Below are 20,594 nucleotides of genomic sequence, written 5' to 3'. Positions count from 1 at the left end.
CGGGGTTCCGGACGCGGGAGCTCCGGCCGGCCCCGGCCCCGCTCCGGAGCACCGCCCGGGCCGCACCCTCACCGGCGGCCGCCCCCGAACACCGCGTCCGCGACCGACCGGAACGCCTCCTCGGGGTCGCGGTCGCCCAGGAAGCCCGTCAGGTTGTGGCTCAACAGCAGTGCCGCGAAGCCGTGCGCCAGGGACCAGGCGGCCACGCCCGTACGACGGGCCTCCTCGTCATCGGTGGAGTCGGGGGAGCCGGTGGAGTCGGGGGAGCCGGTGGTCTCCTCGGTGCCCGCTGGCAGGTCCGCGACGCCCTCACGGAGCGTGCGGGCGGCCCGTTCCCGCGCGGCGACCAGGGCGGGGTCGTCGGTCCGGTAGAGGTCGGGCTGGAACATCACCTGGAAGTGTGCCGGGTGGCCGGTGGCGAACCGTACGTACCGGGCCCCCTTCTCCCTGAGGCCCGTCACCTCGGACAAGGAGTCCGCGAACAGGGTGTACGCCTCCGTCGCGACGGCCGTCAGCAGACCCGTCCGGTCCTTGAAGTGGTGCGCCGGCGCGGCGTGCGAGACGCCCGCCCGACGGGCCAGGTCGCGCAGGCTGAGGGCGGCCGGTCCCTCCGTCGCGATGACGTCCACGGCCGCCGCGAGGATCGTGCGCCGGAGGTCGCCGTGGTGGTACGAGGGCTGGGGGCCGGCGCCCGTCCGGTGGGTGGCGCCCTCGCGCGAGTCGGCGCCCTGGGGCTCATCGGTGCTCATATCCGTACCGTACGCCCGATCTAGTCATTGACAAGTTCCCGGGCACCGCGCACTCTGGGAGATCTAGACAGTGACTAGATGGACTCGTGCTCGCTCGCGGAGGTGGGGATCATGTCCGAGGAACCGGGGCGCGTCCGGCAGATGTGGCATCTGCTGGAGCCCTTGCACGCCGTGCTCTACTACGCGCCGGAGGCGTTCGAGGAGGCCGCCGCGCTCGGGTACGACATCGGGGAACGCTGGCCCAGCTACTTCGCCTGGCGAGCCGCGCCGGCGGCCTCCGCGGACGCCGCGGAGGCCTCCGCCGGTCCTTCGGCGGAGTACGTCACCGAGGCGTTCCACAGCTTCAGCCCCGAGATGGTGCGCGCCCACGTTCCCGGCATCTGGGCCACCGCCACCCCGGAAGCGGTGCTGGCCGCGCGGTTGCGCGCCGTGGACCGTACGTACCGGGCGCTGCTGGGGGAGTGGATCGACGGGCCCGAGGTGGCCGAGGCGGCGGCGCTCGCCCGCCGTGCGGCCGAAGCCGTGCCCGCCGAAGCCGTCGGCGCCCTCCCCGCGGGCGGCCCGGCGCTCGGCGCCGCCAACGCCGCGCTCCCGTGGCCGGACGCTCCGCACCTCGTGCTCTGGCAGGCGGCCACGGTCCTGCGGGAGCACCGGGGCGACGGACACCTCGCCGCGCTCCGGGCGGCCGGCCTCGACCCCGTCGAATCGCTGGTCTCCTTCGCGGCCGTGGGCGCGGCGCCCGTGGCGGTGTTCGCGAGCCGGGGGTGGAGCGAGCGGGAGTGGGCGGCCGCGCGGGCGGGGCTGGTGGCCCGCGGGCTGCTGGCCGGGGACGGTACGGCGACCGAGGCCGGGCAGGCCCTGCGCACGGAGGTGGAGCTGCGCACCGACGAGTCGGCCGCCGGACCGTGGCGCGCACTCGGCGAGCCGGACCGCGCCCGACTGGCAGAGCTGCTGGGAACCCCGTGGCTGGCGGCCATCGGCTCCGGGCTGCTGCCCTCGGAGAACACCCTCGGCATCGGGAAGGTGTGAGGCGCCGGTCCGGGCGGAACACCGGCCGGACCGGAGCGGGGGTGCGGGCGGCGGCGGAGGGCGGGGTGGAATGAGCGGTCGGAGCTGCGCGTTGGGTGACGTATGGGTCATATGTCCGCCGCATCGCCCGCCCCTCGGCCCGGTTCCCCGGAGTGCGCCGGCCGGTCCGTCGCGGATCCGGAGGCCGTACGCGCGCGGATCGCGGCGGAACGCGCCTCGACGCGTACGCGGATCGAGGCGCTGCGGCGCGACTTCGACGGGATCGTCGAGGCGAACGCACTGGTGGCGGTCGACGACGAGCACGACCCGGAGGGTTCCAGTACAGCGTTCGAACGGGCTCATGTCGCCGCCCTCCTCGCCCGGGCCGACGACCAACTGGCCGAACTGGACCGGGCGGCGGAACGACTCGACCGTGACGCCTACGGATGGTGCGAAAGCTGCGGTGAGGCGATCGCGCCCGCCCGGCTCGAAGCCCGCCCGGAGGCCACCCTCTGCGTCGGCTGCGCGGAGAAGCGGGGAAGCCGTCGCCGGTAGGCCGCGTCAGGCGGTCCCCGCGGGCCCCGGACCGACGCGCACGGCCGGAGGCGGCCACGGCGGCTGAGGGAGCATCACCCCAGGAGATCCACCCGTCATGAACCGTCACCGGCGGGGAAGACGTCCGTAGGATTCCCGGGTTCGGCTCTCTCCCCGTCAGGACGGCTGCCAGTGATGTCTCTCCGTACCCACCGTACGTACCGGGTGGCGCTGCCCGCCCTGAGCGCGGTCGCCGTGCTGGCCCTGGCCGGATGCGACCCCGACGAACTCGCCGTCCCGGAGGGGACACCGGGCGCCGGAGCGAACGACGGCGCGCAGTCCGCCGAGGGCTTCGGCGCGAGCCCGCTGGACAACCCCGACGGTACGAAGCCCGGCCTGGCCCCGCTGACGAGCGACGCGGACCGGGCCGAGGCGCGGAAGGTCATCGACAAGGTGCTCACCAAGGGGCGCGGCCCGAAGACCGGTTACGACCGCGACGAGTTCGGCTCCGCGTGGAAGGACTCGGTGAACGGCATAGCGCTCGCCCGCAACGGCTGCGACACCCGCAACGACCTGCTCAAGCGTGACGGCCAGAAGGTGCGTTACCGCAGCGGTTCCGACTGCGTGGTGGCCTCGCTGACGCTCAAGGACCCGTACACCGGGGGGACGATCGCGTGGACCAAGGCGAAGGCCACGAAGATCCAGATCGACCACGTGATGCCGCTGTCCTACGACTGGCAGATGGGAGCCTCGCGCTGGAGCGACGCCAAGCGCCAGCAGATCGCCAACGACCCGCTCAACCTCATCCCGGTCGACGGCCCCACCAACGGTTCCAAGAGCGACTCCGGCCCCGCCACCTGGCTGCCGCCGTACAAGCCGATCCGCTGCTCGTACGCGCTCCGCTTCGCCCAGGTCTCTCTCAAGTACGAACTGCCGGTGACCACGGCCGACAAGGCGATGATGCTGAAGCAGTGCGCGTCCTGACGGTGTGAACCCGGGCCCCTGCCCGGAGGGCGTGGGCGTACGGGACGTGACCTGCCGGACAGCGCCGAGCCCCCCGACCCGGCGCTGTCCGCCCCCCGTCCCGGGCGCCCTCCGACGCCCAGTTGCCCCGCGCGTCCCCCCCGCGCCCGCCCGGGGCCGTTCCCGGGACCCGGGACTCAGCCCAGGTCCACCATGTCCTCGGCGGCCGGCTTCTCCGCCACGACGGGCTTGTCGATGTCCGAGATGGTCATCGTCATCGGCTCGTCGCCGCCCGTGGAGCTGACCTGGAGGAGCTGCGGATCGCCCTCGGTGGACACCAGGATCGTGTAGGTCTCCTTGCCGTCCTTCTCGGTCAGGCGGAGGGCGGGAGTGCCGTCGAGGGTCGTCTGGCCGGCCTTCTTCGCCTCCGTGTCGCCGTCCTCGAACTCCTTGAGGAGCGACTCCAGTTCACAGAACTCGATCACGTCCTTGGTGTCCGGGTCGGAGGCCTTCTCGGCCATCCAGTGATCGGCGACCATGTCCACCGCGGCCTGGGTGTCCGCCTCCGACTCACCCTCGGACTGGGCGCGCAGCATTGTCTCGTCGAGCTTCATGTAGACGGTCTCGCCGATCTTGATGATCGACATCGAGCCGCCGGTGCCCATGTCCATCGTGCCGGTGCACTTGCCGCTGCCGATGCTGGTGGAGAAGTCGGCCTTCATGGGGGCGTCGGTCGTCTTCATGTCGACCGCGAGGTGCAGGGAGGTCGCCTTGCGGATGTTCTTGAGTGCCGCGTTGACGACCTCGGGGCCCGACATGTCCGCGAACGGCTCATCCTTCGCCGGGGCCGCCGACGACTTGGGCCCATCCTTCTTCGCGTCCGTGGCGGTGTCGCCCCCCTCGCTGCCGCAGGCGGCGAGGGTGAGCACGGAAAGGGTGCAGACGGCGGCAGCGGCGGTACGCGCGACTCGGCGCATGGCGGTACTCCAGGAGAAGTCGGAAACGGAAGACAGAAGACGGAAGACGGGGTGGGCGAGGCTCGACCGGTGGCACCGGGACAGCCAGGAGGAAAACGGCAGTCGGGTGCGGCCGGGCTGTCGCACCGGTGGACGTCACCGGTGCGGGCACGGCTCCATCACAGCAGAGCTTGTGAACCGAGTCAACGTGAGGTTGTGTGAATGGTGAAAGACAGACTGTGAATCGATGGGTGCGGCGCATCTCGGTATGCTCGCCCGCACAGCGCGAACGGTGACGGTTCGGACCAGGGAGACAGCACAGTGCCGGAGAACGCCTCAGAGGTGACCGCCGCCGGGATCGCCCGCCTGGCCGGGGTCGGACGGGCGGCCGTGAGCAACTGGCGGCGGCGACACGCGGACTTCCCCCGGCCGGTCGGCGGCACGGAGAGCAGTCCCTCCTTCGCCCTGGCCGATGTGGAGGAGTGGCTACGGAAGCAGGGGAAGCTCGCCGAAGTGCCGCTCAGGGAGCGGGTGTGGCAGCAGCTCACCGGGCATCCGGCCGGTGTCGCCGCCGCCCTGGTCCACGTCGGCTGCGCCCTGCTGCTCGTCCGCGACCGCCCCACCGTGTGGCTGGAGTTGGCGGCGGTGTCGGACGCGCGGGTCGCCCGCCTGCTGCCCGACGCCCTCGCCCCCGTACTCGACGCCCGGTTCGGGCCGCCTGCTCCCGGGGGCGCGGACGGGGCCGGCGCCCTCCGGGCTGCCGACGCCACCGGTGCCGCGCCCGGGGGCGCGGGCGGCGGCGAGAGCGTCTCCCCGGCCGCGGTCCGGGCCCTCCGGGTGCCCACCGCCGAGTCGCTGGCGCCGTCCGTACCGCTGCTGCGCGGGGCCGCCGCGCTGGCGGCGGAATCCGGGGCGGGCCAGGCCTTCGAGTTCCTGTTCCACCGCCAACTGGACGCCAATCCCCGCCAGTACACCCTCACCCCACCGGGGCTGGCCGCGCTCATGGCCGACCTCGCCGTCCCCGCCGAGGGCACCGGCCGGCCGGCCGGGGAGGCCGCGGCCCCGGTCGTCCTGGACCCGGCTTCCGGGACCGGGGCGCTGCTGCGCGCCGTCGGACGGGCCGCCGCCCTCTACGCGCAGGAGGTCGACCCCGAACTCGCCTCCCTCACCGCGCTGCGCCTCGCCCTGGGCGCCGGTGCGGGCGCGGCGCCGTCCGCACCGCCGCTCGTGGTGCGTACCGGCGACGCCCTGCGCGCGGACGCCTTCCCGGGTCTTTCGGCCGACACCGTGCTCTGCCACCCGCCGTTCAACGAGCGCAACTGGGGCCACGACGAACTGGCCTACGACCCCCGGTGGGAGTACGGCTATCCGGCCCGGGCCGAGTCCGAACTCGCCTGGATCCAGCACGCCTTGGCCCGCCTGCGCCCCGGCGGCACCGCCGTGCTGCTGATGCCGCCGGCGGCCGCCTCCCGGCGCTCCGGCCGCCGCATCCGGGCCGACCTGCTGCGCCGGGGCGCCCTGAGGGCCGTCGTCGCGCTGCCCGCCGGGACGGCCCCGCCGTACGGCATCCCGCTCCACCTGTGGATCCTGCGCAAGCCGGGGCACGGCGTGCGGCCCGCACCCGAGCTGCTACTCGTCGACGCGGCGGAGGGCTCGGACCCGGCGGCGGGCGGAACGCCGTCCGCCACCGGCGCCGCGCCCACCTCCGCGGGGTCCGCCGGAAGCGGCCGGGAGCGGATCGACTGGCCGGCGGTCCGGCGTACGGTGCTCGACGCCTGGCGGGCGCACGCCGCCGGCCCCGGACCGGGCGGCCCCGCGCCCGGCGCGTCCGCCGCCTCCCGGTCGGCATCCGGATCCCCTGCCTCCGCACCTGCCGCCCCCGCGGCAGGCCCGAGCCGTGCCGTACCCGTCATCGAGCTGCTCGACGACGAGGTGGACCTCACCCCCGCCCGGTACCTCCACCGGTCGCCCGCGGGCGGCGGTGCGGCCGAACTCGCCGACGTACGCGCTCGGCTGGCGGACGAGCTCCGGCTCACCCTCCGCCTGGCCCCGCCGCCCGCCGAGCCGGTCGAGCCCACGCCCCGCCCGTTCACCACGCTGGGCGAACTCGCCCGCGCGGGCGCCCTCCGGCTCAGCACCGGCGGCCCCGGCCACGGTCCCGGGCCCGTCCTCACCGAACACGACGTGCTGGTCGGCGCCCCGCCCAGCGGCGCCGCCACCTCCGAAGGCACCCCCGGCACGGCGGAATCCGCCGACGACACGGTCGTCCTGCGTGCCGGAGACGTCGTCGTTCCCGTACTCGGCGGGGGGTCCGTCGTCCGGGTCGTCGACGGGAGCACCGCCGGCGCCCTGCTCGGCCGCCACCTTCAGCTGCTGCGCCCCGATCCGGCCGTCCTCGACCCCTGGTTCCTCGCCGGTTTCCTGCGCGGCACCGCCAACAACCGCCGTGCCAGCAGCCACGCCTCCACCGCCTCCCGGCTGGACGCGCGCCGCATCCGGCTGCCCCGGCTGCCACTGGACGAACAGCGCCGGTACGGTGAGCAGTTCCGCGCCCTCGCCGCCTTCGAGGACGCGCTGCGCACGGCGGGCCGCCTCGGCGGACTGCTGGTCCAGGGCATGTACGACGGACTCACCGACGGGACGGTCTCCCCTTCAGTGAGCTGAGCCACACCCGTTGTGCACAACCAGGGAACGGCTGCCCGCGTGGGTGTATACGCTCGCACCACACATCCGCCCATCGCCTCCCGGGAGCGGCACATGCACGGCTACGGCTATCCGCCGGAGCTTCCCACGGCGCGCCCTTCCCCGGCGACGCTGACGGTCCTTCGCGTGGTCTTCGTGGTTCTGGCCGTGCTGAGTTGCGGTTTCCTGGCATGGGCGGCGATGCTGCGGCTGGCCCTCGTGACCCGCCGCCCGCGCGACTGGGTCCTGTTCGTCCTCTCCCTCGGGCTCACCGTGGGCTTCGGCTTCTTCGTGGACGCGCTCCCGGCCGGCGACGAGGAGCTGACGGACGCCCAGGCCATCACCATGCTCGCTTGGCTGCTCGTCCTGCCCGGCGGCGTCACCTGGTACTACCTCTTCTCCGACATCCGGCACTTCGGCCCGAACGGTCCCGCCGCCGTCAGGGCCCGCACGTGGGCCGCCGGCCGCTACCCGGCGGCCGGCCCCGCCCAGGGGTACGGCTACCCGCCGGCCGGCCCCGCGCAACCGACGCCCCCGTACGGTGCCCCGCCGCTCGCGTACCGCCCGCAGGACGCCGCCGCCTACCGGCCGGCCACGCAGCAGCAGCCCCACCCGCTGCCCCCGCAGACGCAGCCCACCCCGCCGCCGAGGCGCACCGGCCCGCCGCAGCGGCTGGACCAGGTCCGCGCCGAGCTGGACGAGCTGAGTGACTACCTCCGCAAGGAGGGCGAAGGCCGGTGAGCGGACGCGTCGTCGCCGGACGGTACGAACTCGCCGCGATCCTCGGCCAGGGCGGTATGGGCCAGGTCTGGACGGCGTACGACCAGCGGCTCGACCGCCGGGTCGCGGTGAAGCTGCTGCGCCCCGACCGGATGGGCGCGCCCGGCGGCCGCGAGGACGCCGACGAACTGCGCCGCAGGTTCGCCCGGGAGTGCCGGGTGACCGCCCAGGTCGACCACCCCGGGCTGGTCACCGTCCACGACGCCGGCGGCGACGGCGACGACCTCTTCCTCGTCATGCAGTACGTGGAGGGCTCCGACCTCGCCGACCACCTCGCCGAGCACGACCCCTACCCCTGGCCGTGGGCCGTCGCGGTCGCCGCCCAGCTCTGCGCGGTGCTCAGCGCCGTGCACGCGGTGCCGATCGTCCACCGGGACCTCAAGCCCCGCAACGTCATGGTCCGCCCCGACGGCACCGTCACCGTCCTCGACCTCGGCGTCGCCTCCGTCCTGGACACCGACACCACCCGGCTCACCCACACCGGCTCACCCATCGGCTCCCCGGCCTACATGGCCCCCGAGCAGGCGATGGGCGGCGCGGTCGGCCCGTACACCGACCTGTACGCCCTCGGCGTGCTGCTGCACGAACTGCTCAGCGGGGACGTGCCGTTCTCCGGATCCACCGCGCTCGGGGTGCTCCACCGCCACCTCTACGAACCACCGCTGCCGGTCCGCCACCTGAGGCCCGACATCCCCGAGCAGCTGGAGGCCCTCGTCCTGCGGCTGCTCGCCAAGGACCCGCAGGCCCGCCCCGGCTCCGCGCAGGAGGTGTACGAGGCACTCGCCCCGCTGCTGCCCGCGCGCGGGGCCCCCGGCGGACCGCTCGACCCGACTCGCCCGTTCCTGCGCCCGCACGCCCCCTGGCCCGACCGGGCGAGCACCCCGGCCCCCGCCCCGGCCACCGGCTACGGTCCGCCGCCGGTACCGGCCCGGCGCCCGGCGTCGGCCCGGGCGGACGTGGCGCGCGCCGTCGACGAGGTCAAGCAACTCCTCGGCGAGGGGCGGATCACCCAGGCCGTGGACATCCTCGGCTCCATCCTGCCGACCGCGGCCGCCGAACACGGCGAGCGCTCACCGGTCGTCCGCATCCTCCGCAAGCAGTACGCGGCGACCCTGCTGGACGACGGCCAGTACCGCCGCGCCCTGCCCGAGCTGCGCCGCCTCGCCGACGACCGCACCGCCGAGGCCGGCCCCGGCGACCCGCAGGCGCTCCAGTACCGCTACGACGCCGCCCAGTGCCTGGAGCAGCTCGGCGAGACGGGCGCCGCGCTCAACGAGTACCGCGCGGTCCTCCCCTACTACGAGAACGCCTACGGGACCGTCTCCACCGACCCCGGCCGGTCCTTCGACATCCGCCACCGCATCGGACTGCTGCTGCTCGCCGTCGGCGACCACACCGCCGGGCGGGCCCAGTTGCAGGCCCTGCTCCACGACACCGAGCGCTCCTACGGGCCGCACCACCCGCTCCCCGCCGAACTGCGCCGGCAGCTGACGCACCAGCGGGTCGTACGCGGCGGCTGACGGGGCCGGCGCGGGAGCCGCCGCCGCACCACATCCCCAACTCCTCCCGAATCGTTGGTCGAACCAGTGGCCCCCATGGCCACCACTGCCTAACATCGATCACCGCAAGGCTTTGTGCACTGATGCACAAACTCTCATCGGGAGGCTCCTTTGCACCGCCGTCGTCGCACCGCGCTCACCCTCTCCGCCGCACTCCTGCTCGCCGCGCCCGTCCTCACCGCCTGCGGGAGCGAGGCCCACCCCGGCGCCGCCGCGATCGTCGGGGGGCAGCGGATCGAGGTCTCCACCCTCCAGGCGGACGTCGCCGAGGTGCGGAGCGCGCAGCAGAACTCGCCGCAGGCCGCCCAGCTGGTGAAGGGCTCCGGCCAGCTCCCGCGCGCCGCCCTGCACCGGCTGATCTTCGGCCGGGTCCTCGACCGGGCGGCCGAGGACAACGGGGTGACCGTCAGCCGCAAGGAGCTCCAGCAGGTGCACCGGGCGGCCGTCGCGCAGTACGGCGGCGAGGACGAGCTGCGGGAGACCCTGCTGCAGGAACGCTGGATCTCCCCCGGCCAGATCGACGGCGACCTGCGCCAGGAGGTCCAGCTCCCCAAGCTGGCCGCCGCGCTCGGCGCGGACCTCCAGACCGAGGCCGGCACCCAGAAGGTGACCGCTGCGCTCGCCGAGGCGTCGAAGTCGCTGCACATCGACGTCAACCCGCGCTACGGAGCCTGGGACGACCGGCAGGTCCGCCTCGGCACCTACGAGTCCCCCTGGCTCGCCAAGCCGCCCGGCACCGAGGACGCGGCGGCCGGCCAGGTGGAGACCGACCCGGCGGGGTGACCGGTGGCCCGGCCCGCGTCCGTGCCAGGGGCGGCCCCCCGGCGGCGCCGTGCGCGAGCGGGGTAGGTTCGGGGGGTGAACGCTGAAGCACCCGGCCGGGTCGTCCTCCTCACCGCCAGCCACCGGGTCGCCCCCGGACTGCTCTCCTGGCCCGCCTGGCAGACGCTGCGCGCCGCCGACCGCGTGCTCTGCGGCGCCCCGGACCACGTACAACTGCCGTACCTGCGCGAGGCCGGCGTCACCGTCGAGCACACCGCTCCGACCGCCGAGGAGCTGGTCGACGCCTGCGCCGGCGGCCGGACCGTGGTGGTACTGGTCGGCGGCGAGGGCGACCAGCGGCTCACCGACGGGCTCGCCCGCCTCGGCGGCTCCGGCCGGGTGCACATGCCGGACCTGGAGCTGCTCCCCGGCTCGTACGACCTGCCGGGCGCGCGCCTCCTCGACCTGGTCCAGGTCATGGACGTCATCCGACGCGACTGCCCGTGGACCTCGGAGATGACCCACCGCCGCCTCGCCCCGTACGCCATCGAGGAGACGTACGAACTGGTCGAGGCGATCGAGGCCGGCGACCGCGACGAACTCCGCGAGGAGCTCGGCGACGTACTGCTCCAGGTGGTCTTCCACGCCCGGATCGCCGAGGAGGACGCGGAGGCGCCCTTCTCCGTCGACGACGTCGCGGGCGGACTGGTGGAGAAGCTGATCCGCCGCCACCCGCACGTCTTCGGCGACGCGACCGCAGAGACCCCCGAGGACGTCCACGCGCACTGGCTGCGCACCAAGGCGGTCGAGAAGCAACGCGATTCGGTCACCGAAGGGGTTCCGCTCGGTCAGCCGGCGCTCGCGCTCGCGGCGAAGCTCGCCGGCCGGGTCCGCGGAACGACCCTGGAGGTCGCCCCGCCCACCGGCGACACCCTCGGCTACGAACTCCTCGCCCTCGCCGTCCGCGCCGAGGCCGAGGGCGTCGACCCGGAGGCGGCCCTGCGCGCGGCGGCCCGCGCCTACCGGGACGCCATCCTCGCCGCGGAGGGCGTGCACGCCCCGAGTACCGTCGACGAGTGATCGACCAGTGAACGACAGCGCACCCGGCGACCCCGCTCCCGGCGACCCCACCCCCGAGGCGCCCGCCGGATGCCCCGCGCACCGCGCGCCCGCCGCCCCCGAGCTCTTCACCTGGGAGTTCGCCACCGACCCCTACCCCGCGTACGCCTGGCTCCGGGAGCACAGCCCGGTGCACCGCACCACGCTGCCCAGCGGGGTGGAGGCCTGGCTGGTGACCCGGTACGCCGACGCGCGCCTCGCGCTCGCCGACCACCGGCTCTCCAAGAACCCGGTCCACCACGCCGGGCCGGCGCACACCAAGGGGAAGACCGGGATCCCGGGGGAGCGCAAGGCCGAGCTGATGACCCACCTGCTCAACATCGACCCGCCCGACCACACCCGGCTGCGCCGGCTCGTGTCCAAGGCGTTCACGCCGCGCCGGGTCGCCGCGTTCGCGCCCCGCGTGCAGGAGCTGACGGACCGGCTCATCGACCGGTTCGTCGCCGAGGGCACCGCCGACCTCATCCACGACTTCGCCTTCCCGCTCCCCATCTACGCGATCTGCGACCTGCTCGGCGTGCCCGAGGAGGACCAGGACGACTTCCGGGACTGGGCGGGCATGATGATCCGCCACGGCGGAGGCCCGCGCGGCGGCGTGGCGCGCTCGGTGAAGCGGATGCGGGCCTACCTCGCGGAACTGATCCACCGCAAGCGGGAGAACCCGGGCGACGACCTGATCTCGGAGCTGATCCGCACCAGCGACCACGGCGAGCACCTCACGGAGAACGAGGCCGCCGCGATGGCCTTCATCCTCCTCTTCGCCGGCTTCGAGACAACCGTCAACCTCATCGGCAACGGCACCTACTCCCTGCTCCGCCACCCCGAGGAGCGCGCCCGCCTCGAAGCGTCGCTGGAAGCGGGGGAGGAGGAGCTGCTCGCGACCGGCATCGAGGAGCTGCTCCGTTTCGACGGCCCCGTGGAACTCGCCACCTGGCGGTACGCCACCGAGCCGCTGACCCTGGGCGGCGAGGGGATCGCGGCCGGCGACCCCGTCCTCGTCGTGCTCGCCGCGGCCGACCGGGATCCCGCGCGCTTCGCGGACCCCGACACGCTCGACCTCGCACGGCGTGACAATCCGCACCTCGGTTACGGCCACGGCATCCACTACTGCGTGGGAGCGCCGCTCGCCCGGCTGGAGGGACGGACCGCCCTCGCCACCCTGCTGAGGCGCCTTCCTGACCTGCGGCTCGCGGGAGAAATGGCCGATTTGCGGTGGCGCGGAGGGCTCATCATGCGTGGACTGCGCACCCTTCCGGTCGAGTTCACACCGGGTCGGACGCTCGATGAAAGTGACGCTCCGTCAACTCTGTGATGTTGATGTGATCCGCGAGGCATCGACTTGTGACACGCGTTCGAACCCCGCTAGGTTCACGGTTCGACGCATCAGTTCACCCGTCAGTCACACGGAAGGCACTCCCATGGGCTCCGCGAACGGCAGACACCGCCGCCCTCGCCAGGCACCCGCCATCGTCGTCGCAGCCGGCGTGACAGGCTCCGCCCTGGCGATTCCGCTCCTCGCCGCGACCGGCGCCGGTGCCGCGGACGCGACCACCTGGGACAAGGTCGCCGAATGCGAGAGCGGCGGCGCATGGAGCGCCGACTTCGGCAACGGCTACTACGGCGGACTGCAGTTCTCCGAGGAGACCTGGGCCGCCTACGGCGGTACCGACTACGCGCAGCGCGCGGACCTCGCCAGCCGTACGCAGCAGATAGCCGTGGCGGAGAAGGTCCTCGACGCCAAGGGCCCGCAGGCGTGGCCCGGGTGCGCGGTGATCGGCGGGCTCGCTCCCGCCGGCTCCCTCATCGGGGTGGACCCGGGCTCCACCTCCGCCGCGGACGCGGGCGCCTCGGCCGGCACGATCCCGGACGCGGACGGTGCCCCCGGCGCCGCCAGGTCGACGGACTCCGCCGGCTCCTCGGGCACCTCGGGTTCCTTCGACGGCTCGGCGGCGGGCTCCACGACCGGTTCCACCGCCACACCGGGCTCCGACGCCTCCGCCACCCCCTCGCCGACCGGCTCGGCCACGCCGGGCGCCACCGCGCCGGGGAAGAGCGGGAAGCACGCCGCCGCGGACGGCGCGACGGCCGGTGCGGCCGACGCCGCGACCGGCGACTCCACGACGGGCGGCAAGCACCGCGGTACGCCCGATGCGGGCGAGGCCGCCGCGGACACCTCGCGCGACTCCGGCCGGCACGCCTCGCGCGGTGCCACCGACGCGCGCGACGACGCGACGCTCGCCGCGGACGGGACCTACACCGTCCGGTCCGGGGACAACCTCTCGGCGATCGCCGACACGCAGAACCTCGCCGAGGGCTGGACCGATCTGTACGCGGCCAACGAGGACGTGATCGGCTCGAACCCCGATCTGATCCTGCCCGGCCAGGAGCTGGACCTGAGCGCGACGCCGGCCCCCGCCACCCCGGGCGCCACCGCCGGTGCGACGGACGCCGCGTCAGGGACGACGGGGGCCGCCGACGGTACGGCGGAGGCCACGTCCGGGGTCGCGGAGGCCGCTCCCACCAAGTGATCCAATCCGGGAAAACCCCCCAAATGGGTGGGTAGTTAAGGGGCCTATGTCCACTTTTGAGAAAGTGAGACATGGGTCTCTTCGCTGTTCGGGCGCGTCGCGGTCGCGGCACTTCGCGAACGTCCGCCGTGACCTGCGGAAACGGTTATTCGGACATGGCCAGTAAGGTCTGATTATCCGATATGTCCATCATTGAATGTCGGGGTTGCCTGTGTTTACGGTCAGAACCGCTCGCACCGCGGGCCCCGTCGATCGTCACGCCGAATCCTGCCGTCGGTCGAAGGGAACAGACGCGTAAAGCGCCGTAGGCAGGAGCGGGGGACCCAGGTAAGCCGCCGGTATCGGACGGCCCGTCGCGAACGACGGGCAGGCCGGGACCGGCTAGGGGTGAAGCGACACGCAAGGACGTGTCGCCGGGCAACTCATTGGCCCGAACCCGACAGCTCACCTCGTAGGCGTCGGTGAGGAGACGTTCCATGCTGCTGTCCAACGGTAAGCACCGCCGCTCGTCCAAGGCCGTCCGTATGGCCACGCTCGCCGGCGTCGCCGGTGCCGCCATCGCCCTCCCGCTGATGGGCGCCACCAACGCCTCCGCCGCCTCCGTCGCCACCTGGGACGCCGTCGCCCAGTGCGAGTCCGGTGGCAACTGGTCCATCAACACCGGCAACGGCTACTACGGTGGCCTGCAGTTCTCCCAGTCGAGCTGGGCCGCCGCCGGTGGCACCAAGTACGCCCCCCGCGCCGACCTGGCCACCAAGGAGCAGCAGATCGCCACCGCCGAGGTGCTGCTGGACCTCCAGGGCCCGGGCGCCTGGGGTTGCGCCGGTGCCGGCAACCTGACCAACGACGGTGTGGACCCGGGCGTCAGCACCGGTTCCTCCTCGACCGCCGAGACCCCCAAGAGCACCGACACCTCGACGAGCACCGGCTCCAGCCAGAGCAGCGGTTCCGCCGCCCCGCAGTCGGACCGCGCCTCGGAGTCGCAGACGGCCTCCCGCAGCGAGGACCGCCCGGCCGCGTCCGAGAAGTCCGAGACCGTCACCACGCCGACCGGCGGCAAGGTCGAGAAGGGCGACGGCGAGTACAAGGTCGTCACCGGCGACACCCTCAGCACGATCGCCCAGAAGCAGAGCGTCAAGGGTGGCTGGCAGAAGCTCTTCAAGCTGAACCACGACATCGTCGACGACGCCGACCTCATCTTCCCGGGTCAGCAGCTCCACCTGAAGTAAGCACGAACCTCTCCTCCCGGAACCGGGGTGTCCGGCGGCACCCCCTTCCACTCCCTGGCCCGGCGCGCACTCCCCCCGCACGCCGGGCCAGGGCCTTTTCCCGCACGGAGCGGCCGCCCGCCGACGGGTGCGGACATGGGCGCGGAGGAGGCGGCACGGCGGGAGGGGAGGAACGCGGGAGAACGGGGACGGAGGCCCGGCGGCGGCCCACGTCGCCCGCCGTACCGCGAACTGCCGGGCGCCGTACCGCTCGCTGTTATGTTCCGTACGGAAACAATGTGTAGGCTCGTCGTGTCACTGGACGGTCGGCCGACCGATCTCCTGTGTCCGGTTAGGCTCTAGGCAGTGTCCGGCGGATCATGGCCGGGGTCACGAAGTCCGGCAACGGAACCTCGCGGCGTTGCCGAAACGTCCGCATCGCTCCGAGATGAGGACGCTCCGGCGCCTCGCGACGCACCGCGCCGGACGCCGCGTCCTGACCGACCCTGATCCGGACACTGCCTAGTCGCAAGGCTCCAGAGCCCGCACAGTCAGCGTCACATTCCAGAAGGAGATGCTCGTGCCGTCCATCGACGTCGTCGTAGCCCGGGAAATCCTCGACTCGCGGGGCAACCCCACGGTCGAGGTCGAAGTTGGTCTCGATGACGGCAGCACGGGCCGTGCTGCCGTTCCGTCCGGCGCCTCCACCGGCGCGTTCGAAGCCGTCGAGCTTCGCGACGGCGACCTGAACCGCTACCAGGGCAAGGGTGTCGAGAAGGCCGTCCTCGCCGTCATCGAGCAGATCGGCCCGGAGCTCGTCGGCTACGACGCCACCGAGCAGCGCCTGATCGACCAGGCGATGCTGGACCTGGACGCCACGGAGAACAAGGGCTCGCTCGGCGCCAACGCCATCCTCGGCGTCTCGCTGGCCGTGGCCCACGCCGCGTCCGAGGCCTCCGACCTCCCGCTCTTCCGCTACCTCGGCGGCCCGAACGCGCACCTGCTGCCCGTTCCGATGATGAACATCCTGAACGGCGGGTCGCACGCCGACTCCAACGTCGACATCCAGGAGTTTATGATCGCCCCGATCGGCGCGGAGTCCTTCTCCGAAGCCGTCCGCTGGGGCTCGGAGGTCTACCACACGCTGAAGAAGGTCCTGAAGTCCAAGGGCCTCTCCACCGGCCTCGGTGACGAGGGCGGCTTCGCCCCGAACCTGGACTCCAACCGTGCCGCTCTCGACCTCATCGTCGAGGCCATCAAGGAGGCCGGCTTCGTCCCCGGCCGCGACGTCGCCCTCGCGATCGACGCCGCCGCGTCCGAGTTCTACAAGGACGGCAAGTACGAGTTCGAGGGCAAGTCCCTCTCGGCCGCCGAAATGACCGAGTACTACGAGGAGATCGTCTCCGCGTACCCGATCGTCTCCCTCGAGGACCCGCTGTTCGAGGACGACTGGGCCGGCTGGAAGATCATCACCGAGAAGATCGGCGCCAAGGTGCAGATCGTCGGGGACGACCTCTTCGTGACCAACCCCGAGCGCCTCGCCCGCGGCATCGAGGAGGGCTCGGCCAACGCCCTGCTCGTCAAGGTCAACCAGATCGGTTCGCTGACCGAGGCCCTCGACGCCGTCGAGCTGGCGCAGCGCAACGGCCTCAAGTGCATGATGTCGCACCGTTCCGGCGAGACCGAGGACACCACCATCGCCGACCTCGCGGTCGCGGTGAACTGCGGTCAGATCAAGTCCGGCGCCCCGGCCCGCTCGGACCGCGTCGCCAAGTACAACCAGCTGCTGCGCATCGAGGAGATCCTCGACGACGCCGCCGTGTACGCCGGCCGCTCGGCCTTCCCCCGCTTCAAGGGCTGATCCCGGGCCCGTACGGAAATGTCCCGCGGAATGCCGTTCCGCGGGACACCCTCCGAGGGCCCGGTCCACCAGCCTCCGTCCGTCCCCGCACTCGGTCCCGTACCGTGTGCGGGGACGGACGTGCGTGACGGGGAGGCGTGAACATGGCCGTGAAGGACCGCGACCGGTTCTCGACCGCGACGAGACTGCGGTTGCTGGGCGAGCAGACGGCGGCCCGCGTCTACCGCTCCCAGAACCGCCGCCAGGCCCACCGCTCCCGCCTCACCGGCCGGGCCGCGTTCCTGGCACTGATCGTCTGCACCTTGATCGTGGCGCTCGCCTACCCCATGCGTCAGTACGTCTCCCAGCGCGAGGAGATCGCCGACCAGCAGCGGATGCTGTCGGACGCGGGGGAGCGCGCCGAGGAGTTGCGGGACGAGAAGGCCCGCCTCCAGGACGACGCCTACATCCGGCGCCTCGCCCGCGAGCACCTGCACTACGTGCTCCCCGGCGAGACCGGCTACACCGTGGTCGACCCCGACGCGGCCGGCGACGACCGGGGCGAGCCCGGCGCGGGCGGCCGGCCCTGGCACTCCAACCTCTGGGACGGCGTGGACAGCGCGGACGGCTCCCGCACGTCCGGCGAGTCCGCCGGCTCCGACGGCGACTGAGGCGCGACCTCCGGGGCCAGGCACACTGGTCCGAGCGGCACCGCGCCCCGGCGCCCCGCCGGACCCGCAGCAGCACCGCACCCCCAGCACCACCTGGCAGCAGCACCACCTCGCAGCAGTTCGCAGCGGTACCTTCGAGCAGAACCAAGGCAGGCATGGACACGCCCCCTCCGCAGACCGAATCCACTCCGCCCACCGACGCGGACATCGCCGCGTTCGAGCAGCAGCTCGGACGGCCGCCGCGCGGGCTGCGCGCCATCGCGCACCGCTGCCCCTGCGGCAATCCGGACGTGGTGGAGACCCAGCCCCGTCTGGAGGACGGCACGCCGTTCCCCACGACGTTCTACCTGACGTGCCCGCGCGCCGCCTCCGCGATCGGCACGCTGGAGGCGAACGGCGTCATGAGGGAGATGACCGACCGTCTGGGCAGCGACCCGGAGCTGGCCGCCGCCTACCGCGCCGCGCACGAGGACTACCTCGCCCGCCGCGACGCCATCGAGGTCCTGGAGGGCTTCCCGAGCGCCGGCGGCATGCCGGACCGGGTCAAGTGCCTGCACGTCCTGGTCGGCCACTCGCTGGCCGCCGGCCCCGGCGTGAACCCGCTCGGCGACGAGGCCATCGCCCTGCTCCCCGAGTGGTGGGCGAAGGGTCCCTGCGTCACGCCGTGCGCAGCCGGGAAGCCGGCCGGGGGGCCCGCGTGAGCGCGACCGGCACGACCGCGACCCGGGTCGCGGCCATCGACTGCGGCACCAACTCCATCCGGCTGCTCGTGGCCGACGTCGACCCCGCCACCGGCAGCTTCACCGAGCTGGACCGGCGGATGCGGATCGTCCGCCTCGGCCAGGGAGTCGACCGCACCGGCCGTCTCGCGCCCGAGGCGCTGGAGCGTACGTTCGCCGCCTGCCGCGAGTACGCCGGAGTGATCGGGGAACTCGGCGCCCGGACCGTCCGCTTCGTCGCCACCTCCGCCTCCCGCGACGCCGAGAACAGCGCCGACTTCGTCCGGGGCGTCCACGAGATCCTGGGCGTCGAGCCCGAGGTGATCACCGGCGACCAGGAAGCCCAGCTCTCCTTCGACGGGGCCACCACCGAACTCCACCGCGACAGCGGCCACGGCCTCGCCTCCCCGTACCTGGTGGTCGACATCGGCGGCGGCTCCACCGAGTTCGTCCTCGGCGACGAGACGGTCCGCGCGGCCCGCTCGGTCGACATCGGCTGCGTACGGATGACGGAGCGCCACCTCGTCCAGGACGGGGCGAGGATCGACCCGCCGACCGAGGCGCGGATCGCCGCGATCCGCGCCGACGTCGAGGCCGCCCTCGACCTCGCCGCCGAGACCGTCCCGCTCACCGAGGCCGCCACCCTCGTCGGCCTCGCCGGCACGGTCACCACGATCGCCGCCATCGCGCTGGACCTCCAGGAGTACGACTCCGAGGCCATCCACCACTCCCGGATCTCCCTCGCCCGCGTGGAGCGGATCACCACCAGCCTGCTCGCCTCCACCCACGCCGACCGCGCCGCGATCCCCTCGATGCACCCCGGCCGGGTCGACGTGATCGCCTCGGGCGCCCTGATCCTCCAGGCGCTGATGCGCCGCACGGGCGCCCAGGAGATCGTGGTCAGCGAGCACGACATCCTGGACGGGATCGCCCTGGGCGCGGCGACGCGCGGCGGCGAATGATCTGCTGAGGCGACGCTCTGCGGCGAATGAGCTGCTGAGCGGAGGCCGGCGGGGGGCGGGCTCGGGGCACCACGGTGCTCCCGGGCCCGTCCGGCGTCTCAGACGTTCCGGTAGACGTCGCGCCGGTCACCGACCTTGACGACGAGGATCACGAGTCGGTCGTTCTCGACCTGGTAGGCGACCCGGTAGTTCCCCACCCGCAGCCGGTAGAGACCTGAGGAGCCGACAAGTTCCTTGACGTCGGCGTCCTCGCGGTACGGGTCTTCGCCGAGTGCGGTCAGCGCGGCCAGGATGCGCATGGCGGCAGGCCGGTCGATGGCGCGGAGTTGTCGCTGCGCCGTGGCGGTGAACCGGAACGCGTACTTCACGCCGCGCCTTCGGAGCGTTCGGTGAAGAGATCGGCCAGCAGCTCGGCCATGGTCACGGTCGGGCCGCCTTGGGCCAGGACCGCTTCCGCTTCCCTCGTCAGCAGGACGTCCGCCGCATCCTCCAGTGCGTAGAAGTCGGAGATCGGGACCACAGCGGCAACAGGCTCCCCGTTGCGGGTGATCACCGTGGGCGTGCCCTCCTCGGCGCGATTGATGTGGTCCGCAAGGTGAGCGCGGGCTTCTCGCACGGTAGCGGTCGTCTCAGTCATGAGAAAAGTGTACGCGCAAGTGTGTACACCCGCCGGGTCGGGCGAAGAGCACTTTGGAAGCGATTGGGAGCGATCCGATGCTCCGGCAGACGTCGCGCCGGTCACCGACCTTGACGACGAGGATCACGAGTCGGTCGTTCTCGACCTGGTAGGCGACCCGGTGCTTCCCGACCCGTAGCCGGTGGAGACCTGAGGAGCCGACAAGTTCAACCGACGGGATCGTCTTCTCGACAGCAGCCCGCAGCGGTGAGCGGCCCGCTCGGTGAGCCGACCCGCTGAGTGAACGGGGTCCCACGAGTGAGCGGGCGGCCCCGGAGGCATCACTCGGGGCCGCCCGTCCTCAGTCACGGCGGTGGACACCGCCCGGTCGGGGTGCCGTGACGGGGACGCGGAGGGACGGGACCGGTCTGGTGCGGGCTTTCCGTACCGCTGCGGCCGTTCGTCGGGCCGGCGTGTCGGGGGTACGCGGACACTGCCCCCTCCGGGTGGTTACGGGTCAGGGCCCCGGTGCCCGGCTCACCGCTTCTCGTCCGGTCGCTCGGTGAGGACGTCCGTGAGCAGTTCGGCCACGGTCGTGGTGGGGTCGACCCCCGCCAGCACCGCTTCCATGTCGAGGACGTCGGCCGCTTCCTCCAGGGCCTCGAAGTCCGCGATCGGCACCACGGCCGCCACCGGCTCGCCGTCGCGCGTGATCACGGTGGGTTCGCCCCGCTCGGCGTGGCCGATGGAGGCCGCGGGGTCGGCGCAGGCGTCCTGGACCGTGACGGTTCGCTTCGTCATACCTCCAGTGTGCGGGCGTCCCCGGCGGGCCCGCTCGTCCGGCGGCGCTCCCGCTGCCGGACCCCCGCGGGGCCACCGTCGCGGGCGTTCCCCGGGTGCACGCTCACCTCCCGGGATTCGCGCGCTCACATGGGTCC

General features: G+C 73.2%; 20 protein-coding genes, 1 pseudogene and 1 riboswitch. Of the genes and pseudogenes, 15 read left to right on the top strand and 6 right to left on the bottom strand.

Annotated features, from left to right (window positions below):
• Positions 1–68: 68 nt before the first annotated feature.
• Positions 69–749, bottom strand: a complete 681-nt coding sequence (locus PZB77_RS11845; protein WP_275492552.1) for a TetR/AcrR family transcriptional regulator — start codon at positions 747–749, stop codon at positions 69–71.
• Positions 750–860: 111 nt separating this feature from the next.
• Between PZB77_RS11845 and PZB77_RS11840 the strand changes: the two genes are divergently transcribed.
• The 3 genes from PZB77_RS11840 to PZB77_RS11830 all read left to right on the top strand — a co-directional run bounded on the left by PZB77_RS11840 (position 861) and on the right by PZB77_RS11830 (position 3,275).
• Positions 861–1,778 carry a hypothetical protein gene (locus PZB77_RS11840; RefSeq protein ID WP_275496022.1) on the top strand — a complete coding sequence of 306 codons (918 nt, stop codon included), beginning with the start codon at positions 861–863 and terminating at the stop codon, positions 1,776–1,778.
• A 111-nt stretch (positions 1,779–1,889) separates the two neighbouring features.
• Complete coding sequence (locus PZB77_RS11835) at positions 1,890–2,312, top strand: TraR/DksA family transcriptional regulator (RefSeq protein WP_275492551.1); 423 nt, start codon at positions 1,890–1,892, stop codon at positions 2,310–2,312.
• 174 nt (positions 2,313–2,486) lie between these two features.
• On the top strand, positions 2,487–3,275 hold the full coding sequence (locus PZB77_RS11830) for an HNH endonuclease family protein (protein ID WP_275492550.1): 789 nt from the start codon (positions 2,487–2,489) through the stop codon (positions 3,273–3,275).
• Between the two features lie 176 nt (positions 3,276–3,451).
• Here PZB77_RS11830 and PZB77_RS11825 read toward each other — a convergent pair whose 3' ends face one another.
• The gene (locus PZB77_RS11825) at positions 3,452–4,231 is read right to left on the bottom strand and encodes a hypothetical protein (protein ID WP_275492549.1); all 780 of its coding nucleotides are present in this window, start codon (positions 4,229–4,231) and stop codon (positions 3,452–3,454) included.
• 300 nt (positions 4,232–4,531) lie between these two features.
• Here PZB77_RS11825 and PZB77_RS11820 point away from each other — a divergent pair, with 300 nt between their 5' ends.
• The 12 genes from PZB77_RS11820 (at position 4,532) to PZB77_RS11765 (ending at position 19,040) form a co-directional block, all read left to right on the top strand.
• Complete coding sequence (locus PZB77_RS11820; RefSeq protein ID WP_275492548.1) at positions 4,532–6,874, top strand: N-6 DNA methylase; 2,343 nt, start codon at positions 4,532–4,534, stop codon at positions 6,872–6,874.
• A gap of 39 nt (positions 6,875–6,913) precedes the next feature.
• Entirely contained in the window at positions 6,914–7,633 is a 720-nt protein-coding gene (locus tag PZB77_RS11815; protein WP_343299860.1) for a hypothetical protein, read from the top strand.
• Complete coding sequence (locus PZB77_RS11810; RefSeq protein ID WP_275492547.1) at positions 7,630–9,192, top strand: serine/threonine-protein kinase; 1,563 nt, start codon at positions 7,630–7,632, stop codon at positions 9,190–9,192. Before PZB77_RS11815 ends, PZB77_RS11810 begins: the two co-directional genes overlap by 4 nt.
• Positions 9,193–9,342: 150 nt before the next feature.
• A complete protein-coding gene (locus PZB77_RS11805) occupies positions 9,343–10,014 on the top strand; it encodes a SurA N-terminal domain-containing protein (RefSeq protein WP_275492546.1) in 672 nt (223 codons plus the stop codon).
• 75 nt (positions 10,015–10,089) lie between these two features.
• Entirely contained in the window at positions 10,090–11,073 is a 984-nt protein-coding gene (locus PZB77_RS11800; protein WP_275492545.1) for a nucleoside triphosphate pyrophosphohydrolase, read from the top strand.
• Between the two features lie 7 nt (positions 11,074–11,080).
• On the top strand, positions 11,081–12,424 hold the full coding sequence (locus tag PZB77_RS11795; RefSeq protein ID WP_275492544.1) for a cytochrome P450: 1,344 nt from the start codon (positions 11,081–11,083) through the stop codon (positions 12,422–12,424).
• Between the two features lie 106 nt (positions 12,425–12,530).
• Complete coding sequence (locus PZB77_RS11790) at positions 12,531–13,640, top strand: transglycosylase family protein (protein ID WP_275492543.1); 1,110 nt, start codon at positions 12,531–12,533, stop codon at positions 13,638–13,640.
• A 290-nt stretch (positions 13,641–13,930) separates the two neighbouring features.
• Positions 13,931–14,113, top strand: a riboswitch (cyclic di-AMP (ydaO/yuaA leader).
• Between the two features lie 3 nt (positions 14,114–14,116).
• The gene (locus PZB77_RS11785) at positions 14,117–14,869 is read left to right on the top strand and encodes a transglycosylase family protein (protein ID WP_275492542.1); all 753 of its coding nucleotides are present in this window, start codon (positions 14,117–14,119) and stop codon (positions 14,867–14,869) included.
• 553 nt (positions 14,870–15,422) lie between these two features.
• A complete protein-coding gene (gene eno / locus PZB77_RS11780) occupies positions 15,423–16,709 on the top strand; it encodes a phosphopyruvate hydratase (protein WP_275492541.1) in 1,287 nt (428 codons plus the stop codon).
• A gap of 143 nt (positions 16,710–16,852) precedes the next feature.
• On the top strand, positions 16,853–17,359 hold the full coding sequence (locus tag PZB77_RS11775; RefSeq protein WP_275492540.1) for a septum formation initiator family protein: 507 nt from the start codon (positions 16,853–16,855) through the stop codon (positions 17,357–17,359).
• Positions 17,360–17,514: 155 nt separating this feature from the next.
• Positions 17,515–18,060 (top strand): DUF501 domain-containing protein, encoded by a 546-nt coding sequence (locus tag PZB77_RS11770; RefSeq protein WP_275492539.1) that lies wholly within the window; start codon positions 17,515–17,517, stop codon positions 18,058–18,060.
• Positions 18,057–19,040 (top strand): Ppx/GppA phosphatase family protein, encoded by a 984-nt coding sequence (locus PZB77_RS11765; protein ID WP_275492537.1) that lies wholly within the window; start codon positions 18,057–18,059, stop codon positions 19,038–19,040. The genes PZB77_RS11770 and PZB77_RS11765 overlap by 4 nt, the downstream gene beginning before the upstream one ends.
• A 98-nt stretch (positions 19,041–19,138) precedes the next feature.
• Here the strand turns inward: PZB77_RS11765 and PZB77_RS11760 are convergent, their stop codons facing one another.
• From PZB77_RS11760 to PZB77_RS11745, 4 genes and pseudogenes are all read right to left on the bottom strand, one after another.
• Positions 19,139–19,408 carry a type II toxin-antitoxin system RelE/ParE family toxin gene (locus tag PZB77_RS11760; protein ID WP_275492536.1) on the bottom strand — a complete coding sequence of 90 codons (270 nt, stop codon included), beginning with the start codon at positions 19,406–19,408 and terminating at the stop codon, positions 19,139–19,141.
• The gene (locus PZB77_RS11755; protein WP_275492535.1) at positions 19,405–19,677 is read right to left on the bottom strand and encodes a type II toxin-antitoxin system Phd/YefM family antitoxin; all 273 of its coding nucleotides are present in this window, start codon (positions 19,675–19,677) and stop codon (positions 19,405–19,407) included. The genes PZB77_RS11760 and PZB77_RS11755 overlap by 4 nt, the downstream gene beginning before the upstream one ends.
• Positions 19,678–19,753: 76 nt before the next feature.
• Positions 19,754–19,882, bottom strand: a pseudogene (locus PZB77_RS11750) (type II toxin-antitoxin system RelE/ParE family toxin); the annotation flags it as partial.
• A 311-nt stretch (positions 19,883–20,193) separates the two neighbouring features.
• A complete protein-coding gene (locus tag PZB77_RS11745) occupies positions 20,194–20,457 on the bottom strand; it encodes a type II toxin-antitoxin system Phd/YefM family antitoxin (RefSeq protein ID WP_275492534.1) in 264 nt (87 codons plus the stop codon).
• Between the last annotated feature and the right edge of the window lie 137 nt (positions 20,458–20,594).

Source organism: Streptomyces sp. AM 2-1-1 (genome assembly GCF_029167645.1).
GTDB lineage: Bacteria > Actinomycetota > Actinomycetes > Streptomycetales > Streptomycetaceae > Streptomyces.
This window is presented reverse-complemented; position numbering and strand designations above follow the sequence as displayed.

What these genes read in the sequence shown, in the direction of transcription:
- PZB77_RS11775 (WP_275492540.1), top strand. Translation starts at nt 16,853, where the DNA reads ATGGCCGTGAAGGACCGCGACCGGTTCTCGACCGCGACGAGACTGCGG.
- eno (WP_275492541.1), top strand. Translation starts at nt 15,423, where the DNA reads ATGCTCGTGCCGTCCATCGACGTCGTCGTAGCCCGGGAAATCCTCGAC.
- PZB77_RS11835 (WP_275492551.1), top strand. Translation starts at nt 1,890, where the DNA reads ATGTCCGCCGCATCGCCCGCCCCTCGGCCCGGTTCCCCGGAGTGCGCC.
- PZB77_RS11790 (WP_275492543.1), top strand. Translation starts at nt 12,531, where the DNA reads ATGGGCTCCGCGAACGGCAGACACCGCCGCCCTCGCCAGGCACCCGCC.
- PZB77_RS11785 (WP_275492542.1), top strand. Translation starts at nt 14,117, where the DNA reads ATGCTGCTGTCCAACGGTAAGCACCGCCGCTCGTCCAAGGCCGTCCGT.
- PZB77_RS11745 (WP_275492534.1), bottom strand. Translation starts at nt 20,457, where the DNA reads ATGACGAAGCGAACCGTCACGGTCCAGGACGCCTGCGCCGACCCCGCG.
- PZB77_RS11845 (WP_275492552.1), bottom strand. Translation starts at nt 749, where the DNA reads ATGAGCACCGATGAGCCCCAGGGCGCCGACTCGCGCGAGGGCGCCACC.
- PZB77_RS11755 (WP_275492535.1), bottom strand. Translation starts at nt 19,677, where the DNA reads ATGACTGAGACGACCGCTACCGTGCGAGAAGCCCGCGCTCACCTTGCG.
- PZB77_RS11770 (WP_275492539.1), top strand. Translation starts at nt 17,515, where the DNA reads ATGGACACGCCCCCTCCGCAGACCGAATCCACTCCGCCCACCGACGCG.
- PZB77_RS11825 (WP_275492549.1), bottom strand. Translation starts at nt 4,231, where the DNA reads ATGCGCCGAGTCGCGCGTACCGCCGCTGCCGCCGTCTGCACCCTTTCC.
- PZB77_RS11840 (WP_275496022.1), top strand. Translation starts at nt 861, where the DNA reads ATGTCCGAGGAACCGGGGCGCGTCCGGCAGATGTGGCATCTGCTGGAG.
- PZB77_RS11830 (WP_275492550.1), top strand. Translation starts at nt 2,487, where the DNA reads ATGTCTCTCCGTACCCACCGTACGTACCGGGTGGCGCTGCCCGCCCTG.